Here is a 17,531-nt window from a genome sequence, read left to right as displayed (position 1 = left end):
AAAGATCCCGACGTCACCGCGCAGCTGACCAAGATCAAGAACGCCCCCGGCGTTCAAGCCATCTTTAATTTCGGCTTTGGCCAAGGCCCGGCCATCGTCACCAAGAACTACAAGCAATTGGGCATCACCCAGCCGCTGTACCAATCCCATGGCGTGGCGTCGAAGGATTACATCCGTCTGGCCGGTGACGCCGCCGACGGCGTGCGTCTGCCCGCCGCCGGTCTGGTGATCGCCGATCAACTGGCCGCCGCCGACCCGCAAAAGCCGGTGGTCAGCGCCTTTAAGAAGGATTACGAGACGGCGTTCAAGGCCGAAGTCTCGACCTTTGCCGGCCATGCCTATGATGGTCTGCAACTGGCGTTGTCGGCTATTCAGCGGGCCGGATCGTCGGACAAGGCCAAGATCCGCGACGAGATCGAAAAGACCTCGGGCTATGTCGGCACCGGCGGCATCGTCTCCATGTCGCCGACCGATCACATGGGACTGAATCTGTCGGCGTTCCACATGGTGGAAATCGTCAAGGGCGACTGGAAGATGCTCGACTGAGGCTGGTCGCATTCTCCGCCACCGGGCGGGAACGTTCAGGTTTTAGCGAAAATCGAAGGACCAGATGATGGCGGAGCTGTTGCAATATCTGTTTTCCGGACTGACCTCGGGGGCGATTTACGCCCTGGCCGGTTTGGGCTTCGCCATCATCTACAATTCCAGTCATGTGATTAATTTCGCCCAAGGTGAATTCATCATGATTGGCGGCATGGCCACCGCGACCTTGAATGCGGCCGGCATGCCGTTGCCCTTGGCGATCATGGCGGCCATGGCGGTGACCATGCTGGTCGGGGTGATGTTGGCGAAATTCGCCATCGAGCCGGCGCGCGACGCCGACGTCGTCACCATCATCATCATCACCATCGGCGCCTCCATCTTCCTGCGCGGGGCCGCGCAAGTGGTTTGGGACAAGGAATTTCATGCCCTGGCCGCGTTTTCCGGCGAGGTTCCGATCAAGCTTGGCGGCGCGACCTTGATGCCGCAAAGCCTGTGGGTGTTCGGGGTGTCGGTGGTGGTGATCGCCGCGCTGTGGTGGTTTTTCAACCGCACCCTCTTCGGCAAGGCCATGCTGGCCACCTCGTTCAACCGGTTGGCGGCGCAATTGATGGGCATCGGCGTCAAGAAAGTGCTGTTGGTCAGTTTTGCCTTGTCGGCGCTGTTGGGCGCGGTCGGCGGCATCGTGGTCACCCCGATCACCTTCACCAATTACGAGGCCGGCATCATGCTGGGGCTGAAAGGCTTTTCCGCCGCCGTCCTGGGCGGCTTGGGCAACGGCATGGGCGCGGTGGTCGGCGGTTTGATCGTCGGCATCGCCGAAGCCCTGGCCTCGGGCTATCTGTCATCGGCCTATAAGGATGCCATCGCCTTCATCATCATCTTGTTCGTGCTGTTCTTCATGCCCAACGGTCTGTTCGGCAAAAAGGGCGTGGATCGGGTGTGATCATGACGACCAAGCTGATGAACGCCCGCTTCGGCGGCATGGCGGTGCTGTCTTTGGTGCTGGCGCTGGCTCCCTTGGGCTTCGCCAACGCCTATTATTACGATGTGGCGGTGACCGTCTTGTTCAATGCCGTCATCTGTGTCGGGCTGAACCTGCTGATCGGTTATGGCGGTCAGATCAGTTTAGGCCACGGGGCGTTTTTCGCCCTTGGCGCTTATGGCAGCGCCATCGCCACCAGCCGCTGGGGATTTGCCCCGCTGACGGCCATGGCGGCCAGTGCGGTCATTGTCGGCTTGGCCGCCTTTGTCGTCGCCCGTCCGATTTTGCGGCTGAAGGGGCATTATCTGGCCATGGCGACGCTGGGCATCGGCATGATCGTCCATATCGTGTTGAAGACCGAGGCGCACTGGACCGGCGGTCCCGATGGCTTGAGCGTTGATCCCTTGGTGGTGGCCGGAATAACCGTGGCCACCGACAGGCAGTGGTACTGGCTGTCCGCCGCCGTGTTGATGTTGGCGGTGTGGTTGGCGCTCAATATCGTGCAATCGCCGGTGGGGCGGGCACTGCGCGCCGGCCACGGAGCGGAAATCGGGGCGCGGGTGGTCGGCATCGACACCACCCATTACAAGGTTCTGATGTTCGTGGTTTCGGCGGTGTTCGCCAGCGTCGTCGGCTCGTTGTTCGCCCATAAGAACGGCTTTATCACCCCCGATATTGCCAGTTTTCATCGGTCGATCGAATTGGTGACCATGGTGGTGCTGGGGGGGATGGCCTCGATCTTCGGTTCGGTCATCGGCGCCCTGATCCTGACCTTGTTGCCGCAGATGCTGACCGCGTTCGACGATTACGAAGCCATGGTCTTCGGCGCCATCATGATGGGAACCATGATCTTCATGCCCAAGGGCTTGCTGCCCAGCCTGAGAGTGGCGGTGAAAAAGAAGCTGGGGCAACGCTCATGAGCTTGTTGACGGTCGAGGCGCTTTCCAAGGAATTCGGCGGCGTCCACGCGGTGCAGGATTTGTCGTTCGCGGTCGAAGCCGGCGCCATCCATTCCATCATCGGCCCCAACGGCGCCGGCAAGACGACGCTGTTCAATCTGATCACCGGCCTTTATGCGCCCAGTTCCGGCCGGGTGCGACTGGACGGTCGCGATATCACCGGCCTGCGGCCCGATCATTTGGCCGCGCTGGGCATGAGCCGCACCTTCCAGAACCTGCAAATCTTCTTCAACATGACAGCCATGGAAAACGTCATGGTCGGGGCGCATTTGCAGCTGGACCGCCGCTTTTGGCCGTCATTGCTGCGTCTGCCCGGCATGGTGCGACGGGATCGGGCTTGCCGCGATTCTTGTGCCCAATTGCTGGATTTCGTCGGCTTGTCCGCCTATGCCGAGGCTGAAGCCGCCGCCATGTCCTATGGCGCCTTGAAGCGGCTGGAAATTGCCCGCGCCCTGGCCGCCCGCCCCCGCCTGCTGCTGCTGGACGAGCCGGCGGCGGGGTTGAACGCCACCGAAAGCCGCGAGATCGACGCCGTCATCAAGAAGGTGGCGGCCCAAGGCGTCACCGTGGTGCTGGTGGAGCATGACATGAAGATGGTCATGGGCATTTCCGATCATATCCTGGCGCTGGATTACGGCCGAAAACTGGCCGAGGGCAGCCCGGCCCAAGTGCGCGCCAACCCCGACGTCATCGCCGCTTATCTGGGAGCCCATGTCTGATGCTGTTGGAGGTCACCCATCTGGCCAGCCATTACGGCCGCATCCAGGCCCTGGATGATATTTCGCTGCGCGTGGACGAAGGCGAATTGGTCGCCCTGGTTGGCGCCAATGGCGCCGGCAAGACCACTTTGCTGCGATGCCTGTCCGGGGTGCAGCCGCTCAGCGGCGGACGTCTCTTTTTCGACGGTGTCGATATCACCCGCATGGCCCCGGAAAAGCGGGTGGCCCTGGGCATCGCCCAAGTCCCCGAGGGACGTCAGGTGTTCGGCCCGCTCAGCGTCGAAGATAATTTGCGCTTGGGGGCTTATCTGCGGCGGGATCGGCAGATCGGCGACGATCTCGACCGCATGTACGCGCTGTTCCCGGTGTTGTTCAAGAAACGGGAATTGCCGGCCGGCACCTTGTCGGGCGGCCAACAACAGATGCTGGCCATCGCCCGAGCGCTGATGAGCCGGCCGCGCCTGTTGTTGCTGGACGAGCCGAGCATGGGACTGGCGCCGTTGCTGGTGGCCGAAATCTTCGAGGTGATCGCCGGCTTGCGCGGCAACGGGGTGACCTTGTTCCTGGTCGAGCAAAACGCCCATGCCGCCCTTGCATTGGCCGATCGCGGCTATGTGTTGGAAACCGGCTCGGTGGTCATGAGCGATCATGGGGCGGCCCTGCTGGCGGATGATCGGGTTAAGGCGGCCTATCTGGGGCTTTGACGCCACAACCAAAAGGCAATAACCCCCAAGTCCTGAAATCTCTTTGCGGGACGGATGGCGGTAAAAACGCATGGCGGGGCGGGCGTGATCATGCTTCAATATCCCTCGCTTTTCCGAGGGGTGCCATGAAGCGCTGTACCGCTATCCGTCACGTTGCCTTCGAGGATCTTGATCTGCTGGAGCCGGTGCTGCGTGATCGTGGCTTTGATATCCGTGTCCTTGACGCGCCCTTGGGGGGGGTGGCGGAACTGGACCCGCTGGCCGACGATCTGTTGGTGGTCCTCGGCGGGCCGATCGGTGTTTATGACGAGACCGATTTCCCTTTTCTTGTGCCGGAAATTGAGCTGGTCCGTCGCCGCCTTGACGCGGATCGCCCGATTTTGGGGTTGTGCCTGGGGGCGCAGATCATGGCCCGCGCCCTGGGCGCCAAGGTCTATCCCAATCCCAATGGCAAGGAAATCGGCTGGTCGTCCCTGTCCTTGACCGACGAGGCGGCGGCCTCGCCGCTGGCCGGGCTGGGAACCCATCCGGTGCTGCATTGGCATGGTGACACCTTTGACCTGCCGCGCGGGGCCATTCGTCTGGCCTCGACGCCGGTGACCGCCAATCAGGCCTTTTCCATCGGTCAGTGCGGGTTGGCGCTGCAATTCCACGTCGAGGCGTCGGTTGCCGGGCTGGAACGCTGGTATGTCGGGCATGTGGGCGAAATCGCCGCCACGGCCGAGGTGTCGGTCGGCCAATTGCGCGCCGCCGCCCTGACCCAAGGAATGGCCATGCAAAGGGTCGGGCCGGCCATGTTCGCCGATTGGCTTGATCAGGTCTGCGCATAGCTGTTCAGGCGACAGGAACGAATGTATAGTAAGGCTGATCGCATTGGCGATCGCCAACAACCGGAAGAAAACGGCAGTGGATGATACGCTAAGAGAGGAAGACGTCGCGCGGTTGCTGGCCAATCCTTCGGCCGATGTCCGCGCTGAGATCGCCGACAAGATCGCCGGGCAGCACCAGGGGTTGAGCGAGTCTCAGCGCAGACTGGCGGAAGATATCTTTCGCTTAATGGTCAAGGACGCCGAAGTTCGTGTGCGTGAGGCCTTGGCCCGCCAGCTCAAGGAAAATCCGACGGTTCCCCATGATGTGGCGGCCAGTCTGGCCCGTGACGTCGATTCGGTGTCGCTGCCCATCTTGCAGTTTTCCGAGGTGCTGACCGACGAGGATCTGGTTGAGATCGTCAAAAGCCAAAGCCCGGAAAAGCAGGTGGCGGTGGCCAAGCGCGCCCATGTTTCGGCCGGGCTTGCCGATGCTTTGGTCGAGACCCATAACGAAACCGTGGTCGCCACCTTGGTCGGCAACGAAGGAGCCGAGATTTCCGAGGTCACGTTGCAGCGGGTGGTCGATGAATTCGGCGCGTCCGATGCTGTCGGGGCGCCGCTGGTGGCCCGGCGCGCCTTGCCGGTGACGGTGGCCGAACGGCTGATGACCAAGGTCTCGGAAAATCTGCGCCAGGCGTTGATGGCGCGCCCGGACGTGTCGCCGGAAACCGCCACCAATCTGATGTTGCAGGCGCGCGAACTGGCGGTGCTGGGGTTGGCCGACGCCGATACCGATGTGCTGAAACTGGTCGATCATCTTTATCGCAACGCCCGCCTGACGCCGTCGATCATTCTGCGCGCCGTGTGCATGGGCGACATGACGTTCTTCGAGGCGGCCATGGCCAAGTTGGCGCGCATCAAGTTGGAAAACGCCCGCACCTTGACCCATGACGCCGGCAAGCGCGGCTTCGAGGCGCTGTTCGACAAGGCCGGCTTGCCCAAGGCGTTTTATGCCGCCATGCGGGCCGCCATCGACGTTTCCTATGAGATGGAGTATGACGGCGGTCCCAATGATCGGGAACGTTTCTCGCGTCGGATGATCGAGCGCATCCTCACCCAGTACGGCGATTTGGGGGTGGATTTCGCCAATGATGATCTGGAATATCTGCTGGCGAAGATGAATCAATTGCCGGCAACCAATTTAAGCGAATAACCATCCCCGGCGGGATGCAAAGGGAACTGGGTAGGGCATGGCGGAGAAGGATAAGCCGGCGGCGCGTAAGCCGGTGGATAAGGACGCTGAACTGCGTAAAGAAATCATCCGTACCATCAAGGGGCCGGTCATGGCCCGCTTGCTGGAACTGGTGCCGGCTTTCGGCGCCTATGACGATCCTTATGTCACCATCATGTCGACGCCCGATTTGTTGAGCGCCTGTCTGCAATTGGTGCGCACTCGGCGCGATAAATTTCAGGAATTCCTGACCGATGCCAGCGGCAATCCGGTCGGTACCGACGATGTGCCGCTGCGTTGCGGCCGGTCGGTCGATCTGATCGTCGGCATGGTGGTGCGTTCCGGCACCAAGGCCTATGCCGATAAGCGCTGGGGGACGTCCGGCACGGTCGGCAAACCGGTGGTCGCTCCGGCGCAAAAAGGCCTGCTCGACAAGTTGAAGGAATTGGTGGGGGGCAAGTGGGGCGAACTGGAGCAGCCCAAGCCCAGCCCGACCCAAGGCGACAAATTCTACGTCGCCATCAAGGATCATCTGGATTTCGACTGGCAAGTGCCGCTGATCCCCTATTTCGCCGAATTGCCGGTCAAGCTGATCAACGAATTGGGGCGTGGCGTTACCGCTTTGCGCACCCCCGAAGGCATCGCCGCGCTGGCCGATATCGGCCGCCATTCCATGGATCAGGCGCGCAAGATCATGTCGGACGCGATGATGCGCGAGATGTTGGATACCCAGCCGTTGGCGGCCAAGGGCGTCGCTTTCCTTGGTAAGGATCGCTACGAGTTCCTGCACGGCGCCGTCTATGAAAAGATGGGCGAGAATTTCTGGGAAATGTGCGTCGATTGCGATCGTCTGGAAGCCATGGAAGTTCAGAACGCCAAGGATCTGGAACAGATGGCCGAATGGCTGCATCTGATTTCCGGCGATACCATCACCCAGATCGTGACCTATCTGCAATTCCACCAGATTCCCATTTTCCTGAGCGTTGGTCAGGAAAAACTGGGGGATCAGGTCTTTAGTGAAATCTTCGGCCCGCCCGGCAACAAGAAACTGATCAAGCTGTTTTGCGAAAAGGTGGCGCGGACGCCGCTGGATCCGGCAGATCCGCTGGAAGATCTCAAGCGCCGCCTGCCCGATGTCTTCAACGCCTATATGCGGTCGCCGGCCGATTTCGAAAAAGGGCTGTGATCAGTCCTTTTTCTTGTCCATGTGCTGGCGGAAAGCCTCGCATTGGTCCTCGCGCTCGGCCCGAGGGGTGAACCATACCGCGTCAAAGGGCAAGCGGTCGGTTTCATAGGTCGCCGCATAAGCGGCCGGGTCGGTCTTGTCGGCCACAACCTCGATAAAAGCGATGGTCAGCACATTGCGACCGGGGGCCATCTCGGCCAGATGGCGCGGGACGGCCCGGTCGGCCCGCACATGGCCGGCCCCGGCGATCAGCACCGATCGCGGGGATTGGCTCAGCGTCCAGGCCATGGCGGCGTCGCGGCCACGCTGAACCCGCACCATGGCGGGCAAGGCCCGTGCCGGCAGCATGTTGCAATGGCCGGCCTGGATGTCTTCTTCCATGGCTTGGCGGTCGGCCGGGTCTTGCGGCTTTTCCAGTCCAAGTTTGCCGGTCCAAGCGGGGGGAATGTTGCCCTTGGCGATGATCTTCGTGTCGTCCCGTGACAGATTGGCGGCGGCCAGCACGGCGCCGCCGTTCAGGGCGGCCTGGGCAATGGGGCGGTACATCCGCCAATCGGGCCAGCCCGATTTTTCCCATTCCACTGCTGCCGCTAAGCCGTCGGCATCGCGCGGATGAGTGGAAAGATATGTTTCCAAGGCTGGGGCTTGGGCGGCGTCGAACATTTCGAAGGCCAGCAACGGCTTAATCGGAGTTTCCATCAGCCGGCGGACCATCCATGCCTGTAAGGCGTGATGATCGGCATTGTCATGGGTTTCCCCCAGCAGCACGATATCCGCCTTTTCGGCCTGTTCGGCCAGGGATTGGGGACTGAGAAAGCTTTGCGTCGCCGGGCGCCAGATGTGACCGACCAAGGGGTGGTCGCGTTCCTGTGGCGAGGTGAAAGCAGGGGGCGTTTCGGCCCGGACAGGAAGAGCAAGCAAGGTGACGGCAACGGCGATGATGGCGCTAAGGCGCATGGCACGGTTCCAAAATGACGGCTTCGCGGCCGCCAATATACGCCGATAGGGGGCGGCAGTCCTCTTTCACGCAAAGGCGGTGATCGGCCACCGCGTCCGAGCGGGCCAGAATAATCCGCGGCAGGGTTTGCGCGTAAGGTGTCCAGATGTACCAGCCATCACGATGAACGGCGTTTTCCCCCGGTTCCATGCCGGCGCCGCTGCCTTTGATCCGCGCCTCGGTGGCGGTCAGCCCCGCCTCGGTCAGCCGCCATTCCTCTCTCCACTCGATCTTTTCGATGGAATGGAGCCAGCGCAGGGAAAATCGGCCGTCGTCAAGCTCGACGCGGCCGGTGGCGGCCCCGACCAGGGCCGCCAGACACAAAGCGATCATGCCGCCAATGCCGCCTTGCGGCTTTTGCGCCATTGCCAGGCCATGAAGGTGGCGGCGGCGGCAAAGCCCAATTCGTCGGTGATCGGCAGGGCGGCGACCAGTAGGCCGGCCCCCAAGGTGGCCCAGGCCCGTTCCGTCCAGGTCAGATCAGTGAAGAAATGGCCGATGGCGGCCCCGCCCCACAAGGCGATGCCGAGCAAGGCCTTGAACACCATGTAGGCAACCAGCAGCACCGATGGGTCGCCTTGCAGCATCAACGCCGGTTCGTAGACCGCCATGAACGGCACCACATAGCCGGCGGCGGCGATACGGGTGGCAAGAAGCCCGATTTGCATATGGCCGGCGCGGGCAATGGAACTGGCCGCCAGCGCCGCCAGCGCCACCGGCGGGGTCAAATCGGCCATGATGCCGAAATAGAACACGAACATGTGCGAGACGATCAGCGGCACCCCCATTTGCAGCAGGGCCGGCGCGGCGATGGACGCGGTGATGATGTAATTGGGAATGGTCGGCAGCCCGGTGCCCAAGACGATACAGGCAATCATGGTCAAGACCAGGGCCAGGAACAGATTGCCGCCCGACAGGGCCACCACCGCCCCGGCGAAGCTTGAGGCGATGCCGGTCAGCGTGGTGACGCCGATCAACACACCGACCAAGGCACAGGCAACGCCGACGCCGACGGCGTTGCGGGCGCCATCGGCCATGGAGCTAAGAATGGTGTTGAGGACGCCACGGCCCTTGGCGAAGAACAGGCAGGGCAGGGCCAGCCCCAGAACCAGGGTGGCGATCAGAATTTCGGCGCGGAAGCCGGCGCGATTGAGGGCGGCGGCCGACAATCCCAGGCCAACCCAAAAGACCCAGCGCAGTAATTGAGCCGGAATGGCACCGGCCAAAGCGTGGCCGACGATCAAGATGGCGGTGCAGCCCAAGCCGATGACGCCGGCAAACAGCGGCGTGTAGCCGGAAAACAGCAAGGTGACCAGGGCGATCAGCGGCAGGAACAGGTACCACCCCTCGCGCACCGCCTTGAGCGCACTGGGGCATTCCGATTTGGGCAAGCCCAGCAGGCCGCGCCGTCCGGCCTCAAGGTGAACCATCCAAAAAACGCTGGCATAGTACAGCACCGCCGGAATGATGGCGGCCAGGGCGATCTCGGAATACGGCACGCCGATGGTTTCGGCCATGATGAAGGCGACGGCGCCCATCACCGGCGGCATGATCTGCCCGCCCATGGACGACGTCGCTTCGACCGCGCCGGCAAAGGCCGGGCGATAGCCGAATTTGATCATCAGCGGAATGGTGAACTGGCCGGTGGTCAGGACGTTGGCGACGCCCGAACCGTTGATGGTGCCCATGAAGCCCGATGAGATGACGCTGACCTTGGCCGGCCCCCCCTTGGCCCAGCCGACCAATCCCAACGACACGTCGTTGAACAGGCGGATCATGCCGGCATGTTCAAGAAAGCTGCCGAACAAGATGAACAGAAAGATGTAGGTGGCGGAAACGAAGGTGGGGGTGCCGTAAATACCCTCGGTGCCCAAGAATAATTGGTCGATCAATTGGTCGAAACCAAAACCGCGATGGGCCAGCGGGCCGGGAAGGTCTGGTCCCAGCAGCGCATAGGGAATGAACACGCCGCAGATCAGCGGCAGGGCCAAGCCCATGATCCGGCGGGCGGCTTCGAATACCAGGGCGATGGCGATAACGCCGACGGTCAGATCGGTGATGGTCGGATCGCCCGAGCGCACGATCAGGTCGGCTTCGAACACCCAGTGATAAAAGCCCAAGGCGAACCCGGTCAGGCCTAAAACCCAGTCGTACCAGGGGATTTGGCTGCGGCCGTGGGATTTGTTCAGGCCGAACAACAAGAAGCTGGTCAGCAGCAGGAAACCCACATGGACCGAACGCACCACTTGCGTCGATAGCGGCGTGAAGGTGGCGGTCCACACCTGAAATAACGAAAAGGCGATGCCGACGATGAAGACGGCCTTGGCGGCGTTGCCGTGCAAAAACCCATGCGCGCCGTGGTCATTGGCATCGGAAGCGGTGCTGGTCATGAAAATCCCCGCGATTGGAAAGGGCCGGAACGGCGCCGGGCGCGATGGCCCGGCACACGTCGGGTCTTAATACCGGTGAACGATTGTTCGCGTGTGTGCCGGTATTATTTCAGCAAGCCTTTTTCGCGGTAATACTTGGCGGCGCCGGGATGCAGCGGCACCGGGCTTTCCACCGCCGATTCGGACAGGGAAATCGCCTTGGCGGCAGCATGAGCGGCCTGGAGCTGGTCGAGATTTTCGAACAAACCCTTGGTCATGTCATAGGCCAGTTGGTCGGAAACGCCGGAATGGGTGACCAGGAAGTTTTGCACGGCGGCGGTGGGCACGTCGGCGGTTTGACCGCCATAGGTGCCGGCGGGAATGGTGGCGCCGATATAAGCGGGGTCGCCGACCTTGGCGATGATATCGGCCGGAATCGGCACGATGATAATGGCGACCGAATTGGACAGATCGCGGATCGAGGCGACGCCCAAACCGGCGGATTGCAAGGTGGCGTCGATCTGGCGGTTCTTCATCAGATCAACCGATTCGCCGAAGGGCAGGTATTCGACGCGGTCGAAATCCTTATAGGTCATGCCGGCGGCGGCGAAGATGGTGCGGGCATTGAGTTCGGTGCCCGATTTCGGCGCGCCGACCGAGATTTTCTTCCCCTTCAGATCGGCCAGGGTCTTGATTCCCGATTCGGCCGAGGCGACGATCTGGATGTAATTGGGATAGATGCCGGCGATGGTGCGCAGCTTGTCGAGCTTGACCTTGAACCCAACCTCTTCGTTGCCGTTCCAGGCTTGGGACAGCGAATCGCCCAAGGAAAAGCCGATTTCACCCCGGCCTTGGCTGAGCAGGTTCAGATTTTCCACCGACGCCTTGGTCGCCTGTACCGAGGCCTTCACGTCGGGGATCTTGCCGTAGATGTTGGAAAGGGCCACGCCCAGGGGATAATAGACCCCGCTGGTGCCCCCGGTCAGGACGTTGACGAATTGCTCGGCGCGCGCCGGCAGGGCTGCCATCATCGACACCGCCACCAGGGCGGCGGGGATCATTCTCCGCATAAATTCCTCCATGTGTGTATTTTCAGAATTATTTTCGAATAGAGTAACCCGAGCGCCGGGCTCAGGCAAGGCGCTGGTCTGACCAGAGCCGGCAAGGCAAAGAAAAAGGGCCGATCCTGCTGGACCGGCCCTTTGATATTGCAGTGCGATACTAGGTTACATCATGCCCAAGGTCTTGGGCAGCCAGATGGAAACCGCCGGAACATAGGTGACCAGCAGCAAGAAGCCCAGCATGGCCAGCAGCCACGGCATCACCGCCACGGTCAGTTCGGAAATACCCATCTTGGTGATCCCCGAGGCGACATAAAGATTGAGGCCCACCGGGGGATGGCACATGCCGACCTCCATGTTGACGACGATCAGAATGCCGAAATGGATGGGGTCGATGCCCAGCTTCATGGCCACCGGGAACAAGATGGGGGCCATGATCAAGACGATGGACGACGGTTCCATGAAATTGCCGGCGGCCAGCAGCAAGACGTTGACCACCAGCAGGAAGGCGACAATGCCCAGTTCCTTGCCGACGATCCAGTCGGCGATGTGATGGGGGATGTTTTCGTTGGCGAGAACGAAGCTGAACAACACGGCGTTGGTGATGATGTACAGCAGCATGGCCGACATCGACGCCGACGACAGCAAGATCTTGGGCACCCCGCGAAGCGGCATGTCCTTATAGATGAACACGGCGACGAAGAAGGCGTAGACCGCGCTCATGGCGGCGGCTTCGGTCGGGGTGAAGATGCCGGAATAGATGCCGCCGATGACGATGATGATCAGCGACAACCCCCACGAGGCGTCTTTCAAGGTGCGCAGACGCTCCCCCCAACTGGCCTTGGGCAGACGGGGATAGCCGTTCTTCCAGGCGCGGTACCAGGTGACGGCGCCCAGCAGGGTTGCCAGCATCAGGCCGGGGATGACGCCGGCCATGAACAGGGCGCCGACCGAGGAATTGGTGGCGACCGCATACATGACCATGACGATGGACGGCGGGATCAGGATGCCGAGCGCGCCCGAGGTGGTGATGACGCCAGCGCCGAACGAGCGGGGGAAGCCCTGCTTGATCATGGCCGGCAGGATGACCGAGCCGATGGCGACGACGGTGGCCGGCGACGAGCCGGAGACGGCGGCGAACAAGGCGCAGGCGATGACGCCGGCCAACCCCAATCCGCCATGCCAGTGCCCGACCATGGCCGTGGCAAAGGCGATCATTCGTCGCGCCACCCCCCCGTGGGTCAGGAAGTTACCGGCCAGGATGAAGAACGGGATCGCCATGATCTCGAACTTTTCGATACCGGTGAACAGCTTCAAGGCCACCGATTCGATCGGCACGTTGGTCATGGTGAACAAGAAGGTCAGAACGGTCAGACCCAGCGAGATGGAGATGGGCATGCCGGTCAGCATCAGCACCAGCAGCAGCCCGAAAATCACCAAGGCGCTCATTCGCCTTTCTCCTTCTTCTCGCCTTCGTGGTGGGCGATATCCTTGGGATGCAGGCCGTCGTCCATTTCGAACCAGTTGATGTCCTGGGCGGCGCGCTGATCGTCGCTGCTGTCTTCTTCCAACCCTTCCACGTGGCCGTGGTCATGGTGCGGCAATTCGCCGGTCTTGAGGAAGGAAACGCAGACCTGGACGAAGCGGAAGCACATCAGCGCCGATCCCAGCGGAATGGCGGAATAGACCATCCAGGTCGGCCATTCCAGATCCGGGGTGGTCGGGCCTTCGTACAGATCCTCGGGGGCGATGCCGAACAGATGGAAAATGCTGTAATGGGCGCCGTTATCCCAGACGAAGGTGCCGCCCAGAGTGGCGATGGTGCCGGTGAACAACGCGCCGGCCAGCAGGCCGAAAACAATGAACTTGCCACGCATGCGCGCGTCAAGGCGGTTGATCAGCACATCGACGCCCACATGGATGCCGGTGCGCACGCCATAGGCGGCGCCGAATTTGGCCATCCACACGAACATGATGATGCACAATTCCTGGGCCCAGGCGAAATTCATGTGGCCGACGTAATCGTACAGAAAAGATACGCCCGAGGCGTATCGGTGCATCACCGCGACGAAAATAATCACCGTCGCCGTGGCCATGAGGAAGGCGATCAAAGCTTCCTCTAAATGATCAAGGGCCTTGGTAAACATGCTTGCTCCGCGCACGAAGATGGGGGCGTCCTGACGGACGCCCCCTGGTCACATTATGATCAGTTCTTGAAGCCCAGCTTGGCGGCTTCGGCGTAGACGGCCTGGATAATTTCCTTGCCGACGCGGCCTTCCATTTCGGCGTGAACCGGCAACAAGGCCTTCCGCCACATGGTCAACTCGTCCGGGGTCGGCTGGTAGAAATCGGTCTTGCCGGCGGCCTTCATGGCGGCCAGAGCATCGTCGTTTTCCTGCTGGGCGATGGCATTGGCGAAGCGCGAGGCTTCGTTCATGGCGCCTTCCAGGATCGCGCGGGTGTCGGCCGGCAGGCCGTCCCAGAACTTCTTGTTCACGATCACCGCATAGCCCAGATAGCCGTGCCGGGTCAGGGCGGCGTACTTTTGCACTTCGTGCATCTTCTGGGTGTACATGTTGCTGGGCGGGTTTTCGGTGCCATCGACGACGCCGGTCTGCAAGGCCTGATAGACTTCCGAGAAGGCCATGGATTGCGGCAGGGCGCCGAGGGCGCGCATCTGCGCGTCCAGCACCTTGGACGACTGAATGCGCAGCTTGACGCCCTTCAGGTCGGTCGGCAGCTTGATCGGCTTGTTGGCCGACATGATCTTGAAGCCGTTATCCCAATAGGCCAAACCGCGGATACCCTTGGTTTCCAGCTTCTTCAACAGGCCCTGGCCGACCGGGCCATCGGTGACGGCGCGCAGCACTTCCTTGGACGGGAAGATATAGGGCAGATCGAAGACTTCGAATTCCTTGACGCCCAGCGGGCCGAACTTGGCCAACGAGGGGGCCAGCATCTGGACGGCGCCCAATTGCAGGGCCTCCATCTCTTCCTTGTCCTTGTAAAGCTGGCTGTTGGGGTACACCTCGACCTTGACCGCGCCCTTGGTGCGCTCTTCGGCCAGCTTCTTGAACATTTCGGCGGCCTTGCCCTTAGGCGTGTCCGGCGCCACCACGTGACTGAACTTGATGACGATGGGGTCGGCGGCCAGGGCGCTGCCCGAAGCCATAACGCCGGCGACCAGACAGCCAAGCAGGGTACGGAATTTCATAGGGATTCTCCTCCCGGGAAGTTTTGGTAAGCTTTATCCGCCGGATTGTCAGAAACTTTCGTGCAATGGGCTATTGTGGATATCCGTCAAATCGTCATCATGGGGAGGGCAAACGGCGGAGTTCCGCCATCCTCAACCCTGGATTTGTGGACTTTCCGTGCCGCGCAGCCTGCCTTCCCGCCCTGCTTTCCAAGCGATGCCGGCCATCGCCATGGTTTTGGTCGTCATGCTGCTGGGGGTGTTGCTGTGGTTGTTGCACCGCAATGATCAGGAAGAAGAGCGGCTGACCCTGATCAAGGACATCTTGTGGGTCGAACAGAACATCCATTTTCATCTGAGCACCGACGAAGAAAAGCTGGGGCAATTGGCCACCGATCTGGGGCGTCATTCCCTGTCCTTGGATCTTTTGGAAAACGCGGCGCGAACCTTGATCGCCAATAATCAGGAATTTGATCGCTTTCTGCTGCGCGGGGGCGACGGGCGCTTGTCGGTCTCGGTGCCGCCATCCCAGGGCGAGCCGTCGGGCAGCGTCGTCGGCGAGCCGGCGCCGTGGTGGCCGGCCTTTTTGCTGGCCCGTTCCACCGGTCGGGTGGCGTGGAGCGTTCCTTATTTCATTCCGGGGCGCGGCGCGGTGTTCGAAGCCCACGTGCCGGTCTACCAGGACCATGCCTTCGTCGCCATGCTGGTGGCGGTGGTGTCGGTGGATGCCATGCTGACCCATCATGTGCCGTGGTGGGTGGCGGAAAAATACAAGATCGAAATCATCGATTCCAGCGGGGTGGTGCTGGGGGCCAAGACCGGAGTGGAACTGGCCGAACCGGGCGCCAGCCACCAGGTGCGGTTGGAACCGCCTGGGCAGGGGCTGGCGGTGGTGGCCACCGTCTATGACCCGGAAGGCAAGCTGGCCCGCAACGTGCTGGCCGCGTCGATCTTTATTTTGGCCTTGCTGGCGCTGTCCAGCCTGGGGCTGGTGCGCCGCCATGTGCGCCGCCGTCTGGCGGCCGAGCAGGCCCTGGGCGAAGAACATGCCTTTCGCAAGGCGATGGAGGATTCATTGACCGTGGGCATGCGGGCCCGCGATCTGGATGGCCGCGTCACCTATGTCAATCCGGCGTTTTGTCGCATGGTCGGCTGGAATGCCGACGAACTGGTCGGCATCATCCCGCCCATGCCCTATTGGGTGCCGGAATTGCTGGATGAAACCATGCTGATGCACCGTCAGGTGTTGGCCGGCAAGGCGCCGCGCGACGGTTTCGAGATCCAATTCCGCCGCCGTTCGGGCGAAACCTTCTGGGCCTTGATCTATGAAGCGCCGTTGATCGACGCCAATGGCCGCCATACCGGCTGGATGGCCTCGGTGGTTGATATCACCGAACGCAAGGCCTCGGAGGAAATGGCCCACCAGCAGCAGGAAAAGCTGCAACGCACATCACGCCTGATCACCATGGGGGAAATGGCCTCGACCTTGGCGCATGAGCTGAACCAACCGCTATCGGCCATTGCCTCTTACGCCACCGGCTGCCTGAATCGCCTGGGGGCGGAGAGCTTCACCCCCGAGGAATTGCGGCTGCCGTTGTCCAAATTGGTGGCCCAAGCCCAGCGTGCCGGTCAGATCATTCGTCGGGTCCACGATTTCGTCCGCAAGTCGGAACCGCAATTGCGGGCCTGTTCCGTGCCCCGATTGTTGGCCGAATCCTTGGCATTCATGGAACTTGACGCCAAAAAGCGCGGCGTCGCCATCGTCTTGCGGAGCGAATCCGACAGTGCCGTTGTCGATGGCGACAAGGTGCTGCTGGAACAAGTCATCTTGAATCTGGCCCGCAACGGCATCGAGGCGATGAGCCACCTCCCGGCCAGTCAGCGCCGGCTGGAGGTCAACTTGCATGCGGATGACGGGCAAGCCCTGGTTTCCATCCGCGATTTCGGTTCGGGCATTGCCCCGGATGTGCTTGAGAACCTGTTCCAGCCGTTCTTCACCACCAAGGAGGAAGGCATGGGCATGGGCTTGAATATCTGCCGGTCGATCATCGAATTCCATCGCGGCCGCCTGTGGTTCGAACCACATCCTCAAGGCGGCAGCATTTTCTTGTTCTCGTTGCCCTTAAGGAATGCCGCATGAGCTCCGACAGCGTTTTCATCGTCGATGATGACGAAGCGATCCGTGACGCCTTGTCGTGGCTGTTTCAGTCGCGCGGCGTGTCGGTGCGGTCCTTTGCCTCGGCCGAGGATTTTCTCGCCGAATGGCGGCCGGGGCTGTCGGGGTGTCTGCTGCTGGATATCCGCATGAGCGGGATGAGCGGACTGGATCTGTTCGACCGCCTGCGCGAAGTGTCGGCGTCCTTGCCGGTGATCTTTCTGACCGGTCACGGCGACGTGCCCATGGCGGTGTCGGCCCTGAAGAAGGGGGCGCTGGATTTCGTTGAAAAGCCGTTCAACGACAACGAATTGGTCGACCGGGTGATCGAGGCGCTGGCCTTGTCGGCGCAGCGGCGCGAGCGCGAGGCCGATACCGCCGGCATCGCCAACCGGCTGGCCAATCTGACCGCGCGGGAACGCCAAGTGATGGATCTGGTCTTGGCCGGCAAGCTGAACAAGGTAATCGCCGACGATCTGGGTATCACCATGCGGACGGTCGAGGTTCACCGGGCCCATGTATTCGAGAAAATGGCGGTGAAAACCGCGGTTGAGCTGGCGCAATTGCTATCGTCCTATCGGGCTGAACGATGAAACTGAAGTTTTTTTTGCGCTTTTTCGGTT

At 61.5% G+C, this 17,531-nt stretch carries 17 protein-coding genes; 10 read left to right on the top strand and 7 right to left on the bottom strand.

Going from position 1 to position 17,531, the window contains the following annotated elements; all coding sequences use genetic code 11:
• The 8 genes from KEC16_RS05090 to KEC16_RS05055 all read left to right on the top strand — a co-directional run.
• Nucleotides 1-546, top strand: a 546-nt coding sequence (locus KEC16_RS05090) for an ABC transporter substrate-binding protein (protein WP_211546588.1), incomplete at its 5' end; no start/stop codon positions are given.
• Between the two features lie 64 nt (nucleotides 547-610).
• Nucleotides 611-1,486: a branched-chain amino acid ABC transporter permease gene (locus KEC16_RS05085; protein ID WP_211546587.1), complete on the top strand. Its 876-nt coding sequence runs from the start codon at nucleotides 611-613 to the stop codon at nucleotides 1,484-1,486.
• Nucleotides 1,487-1,488: 2 nt separating this feature from the next.
• A complete protein-coding gene (locus tag KEC16_RS05080) occupies nucleotides 1,489-2,445 on the top strand; it encodes a branched-chain amino acid ABC transporter permease (RefSeq protein WP_211546586.1) in 957 nt (318 codons plus the stop codon).
• Nucleotides 2,442-3,203, top strand: coding sequence for an ABC transporter ATP-binding protein (locus KEC16_RS05075; protein ID WP_211546585.1), 762 nt, complete (start codon nucleotides 2,442-2,444; stop codon nucleotides 3,201-3,203). Before KEC16_RS05080 ends, KEC16_RS05075 begins: the two co-directional genes overlap by 4 nt.
• Nucleotides 3,203-3,907 (top strand): ABC transporter ATP-binding protein, encoded by a 705-nt coding sequence (locus tag KEC16_RS05070; protein WP_211546584.1) that lies wholly within the window; start codon nucleotides 3,203-3,205, stop codon nucleotides 3,905-3,907. Before KEC16_RS05075 ends, KEC16_RS05070 begins: the two co-directional genes overlap by 1 nt.
• A gap of 125 nt (nucleotides 3,908-4,032) precedes the next feature.
• Nucleotides 4,033-4,737, top strand: a complete 705-nt coding sequence (locus KEC16_RS05065; protein WP_211546583.1) for a glutamine amidotransferase — start codon at nucleotides 4,033-4,035, stop codon at nucleotides 4,735-4,737.
• A gap of 76 nt (nucleotides 4,738-4,813) precedes the next feature.
• Nucleotides 4,814-5,929 (top strand): SpbR family protein, encoded by a 1,116-nt coding sequence (spbR, locus tag KEC16_RS05060; protein WP_211546582.1) that lies wholly within the window; start codon nucleotides 4,814-4,816, stop codon nucleotides 5,927-5,929.
• 37 nt (nucleotides 5,930-5,966) lie between these two features.
• A complete protein-coding gene (locus KEC16_RS05055) occupies nucleotides 5,967-7,133 on the top strand; it encodes a hypothetical protein (protein ID WP_211546581.1) in 1,167 nt (388 codons plus the stop codon).
• Here the strand turns inward: KEC16_RS05055 and KEC16_RS05050 are convergent, their stop codons facing one another.
• The 7 genes from KEC16_RS05050 to KEC16_RS05020 all read right to left on the bottom strand — a co-directional run bounded on the left by KEC16_RS05050 (nucleotide 7,134) and on the right by KEC16_RS05020 (nucleotide 14,774).
• On the bottom strand, nucleotides 7,134-8,090 hold the full coding sequence (locus KEC16_RS05050) for a ChaN family lipoprotein (RefSeq protein WP_211546580.1): 957 nt from the start codon (nucleotides 8,088-8,090) through the stop codon (nucleotides 7,134-7,136).
• The gene (locus KEC16_RS05045; RefSeq protein WP_211546579.1) at nucleotides 8,080-8,463 is read right to left on the bottom strand and encodes a DUF1850 domain-containing protein; all 384 of its coding nucleotides are present in this window, start codon (nucleotides 8,461-8,463) and stop codon (nucleotides 8,080-8,082) included. Before KEC16_RS05045 ends, KEC16_RS05050 begins: the two co-directional genes overlap by 11 nt.
• The gene (locus KEC16_RS05040; protein WP_211546578.1) at nucleotides 8,460-10,520 is read right to left on the bottom strand and encodes a TRAP transporter permease; all 2,061 of its coding nucleotides are present in this window, start codon (nucleotides 10,518-10,520) and stop codon (nucleotides 8,460-8,462) included. Before KEC16_RS05040 ends, KEC16_RS05045 begins: the two co-directional genes overlap by 4 nt.
• 104 nt (nucleotides 10,521-10,624) lie before the next feature.
• Nucleotides 10,625-11,569: a TAXI family TRAP transporter solute-binding subunit gene (locus tag KEC16_RS05035; RefSeq protein ID WP_211546577.1), complete on the bottom strand. Its 945-nt coding sequence runs from the start codon at nucleotides 11,567-11,569 to the stop codon at nucleotides 10,625-10,627.
• 156 nt (nucleotides 11,570-11,725) lie between these two features.
• Nucleotides 11,726-13,009, bottom strand: coding sequence for a TRAP transporter large permease (locus KEC16_RS05030; RefSeq protein ID WP_211546576.1), 1,284 nt, complete (start codon nucleotides 13,007-13,009; stop codon nucleotides 11,726-11,728).
• Nucleotides 13,006-13,707, bottom strand: a complete 702-nt coding sequence (locus tag KEC16_RS05025) for a TRAP transporter small permease (RefSeq protein ID WP_211546575.1) — start codon at nucleotides 13,705-13,707, stop codon at nucleotides 13,006-13,008. Before KEC16_RS05025 ends, KEC16_RS05030 begins: the two co-directional genes overlap by 4 nt.
• Before the next feature lie 59 nt (nucleotides 13,708-13,766).
• Nucleotides 13,767-14,774 (bottom strand): TRAP transporter substrate-binding protein, encoded by a 1,008-nt coding sequence (locus tag KEC16_RS05020; RefSeq protein ID WP_211546574.1) that lies wholly within the window; start codon nucleotides 14,772-14,774, stop codon nucleotides 13,767-13,769.
• A gap of 157 nt (nucleotides 14,775-14,931) precedes the next feature.
• On the opposite strand from KEC16_RS05020, the gene KEC16_RS05015 reads away from it, so the two are divergent.
• Nucleotides 14,932-16,893, top strand: coding sequence for a PAS domain S-box protein (locus tag KEC16_RS05015; RefSeq protein ID WP_346344029.1), 1,962 nt, complete (start codon nucleotides 14,932-14,934; stop codon nucleotides 16,891-16,893).
• Nucleotides 16,890-17,501 carry a response regulator transcription factor gene (locus tag KEC16_RS05010; RefSeq protein WP_211546573.1) on the top strand — a complete coding sequence of 204 codons (612 nt, stop codon included), beginning with the start codon at nucleotides 16,890-16,892 and terminating at the stop codon, nucleotides 17,499-17,501. Before KEC16_RS05015 ends, KEC16_RS05010 begins: the two co-directional genes overlap by 4 nt.
• Nucleotides 17,502-17,531: the final 30 nt, after the last annotated feature.

This window comes from Magnetospirillum sulfuroxidans, assembly GCF_018224925.1.
GTDB classification, from domain to species: Bacteria; Pseudomonadota; Alphaproteobacteria; order Rhodospirillales; family Magnetospirillaceae; genus Magnetospirillum; species Magnetospirillum sulfuroxidans.
The sequence above is the reverse complement of the archived record's forward strand: the minus strand, read 5'-3'. Positions and strand labels throughout refer to the sequence as shown.

What these genes read in the sequence shown, in the direction of transcription:
- KEC16_RS05040 (WP_211546578.1), bottom strand. Translation starts at nt 10,520, where the DNA reads ATGACCAGCACCGCTTCCGATGCCAATGACCACGGCGCGCATGGGTTT.
- KEC16_RS05080 (WP_211546586.1), top strand. Translation starts at nt 1,489, where the DNA reads ATGACGACCAAGCTGATGAACGCCCGCTTCGGCGGCATGGCGGTGCTG.
- KEC16_RS05010 (WP_211546573.1), top strand. Translation starts at nt 16,890, where the DNA reads ATGAGCTCCGACAGCGTTTTCATCGTCGATGATGACGAAGCGATCCGT.
- KEC16_RS05065 (WP_211546583.1), top strand. Translation starts at nt 4,033, where the DNA reads ATGAAGCGCTGTACCGCTATCCGTCACGTTGCCTTCGAGGATCTTGAT.
- KEC16_RS05035 (WP_211546577.1), bottom strand. Translation starts at nt 11,569, where the DNA reads ATGCGGAGAATGATCCCCGCCGCCCTGGTGGCGGTGTCGATGATGGCA.
- KEC16_RS05030 (WP_211546576.1), bottom strand. Translation starts at nt 13,009, where the DNA reads ATGAGCGCCTTGGTGATTTTCGGGCTGCTGCTGGTGCTGATGCTGACC.
- KEC16_RS05085 (WP_211546587.1), top strand. Translation starts at nt 611, where the DNA reads ATGATGGCGGAGCTGTTGCAATATCTGTTTTCCGGACTGACCTCGGGG.
- KEC16_RS05070 (WP_211546584.1), top strand. Translation starts at nt 3,203, where the DNA reads ATGCTGTTGGAGGTCACCCATCTGGCCAGCCATTACGGCCGCATCCAG.
- KEC16_RS05025 (WP_211546575.1), bottom strand. Translation starts at nt 13,707, where the DNA reads ATGTTTACCAAGGCCCTTGATCATTTAGAGGAAGCTTTGATCGCCTTC.
- KEC16_RS05050 (WP_211546580.1), bottom strand. Translation starts at nt 8,090, where the DNA reads ATGCGCCTTAGCGCCATCATCGCCGTTGCCGTCACCTTGCTTGCTCTT.
- KEC16_RS05075 (WP_211546585.1), top strand. Translation starts at nt 2,442, where the DNA reads ATGAGCTTGTTGACGGTCGAGGCGCTTTCCAAGGAATTCGGCGGCGTC.
- KEC16_RS05055 (WP_211546581.1), top strand. Translation starts at nt 5,967, where the DNA reads ATGGCGGAGAAGGATAAGCCGGCGGCGCGTAAGCCGGTGGATAAGGAC.
- KEC16_RS05045 (WP_211546579.1), bottom strand. Translation starts at nt 8,463, where the DNA reads ATGATCGCTTTGTGTCTGGCGGCCCTGGTCGGGGCCGCCACCGGCCGC.
- KEC16_RS05020 (WP_211546574.1), bottom strand. Translation starts at nt 14,774, where the DNA reads ATGAAATTCCGTACCCTGCTTGGCTGTCTGGTCGCCGGCGTTATGGCT.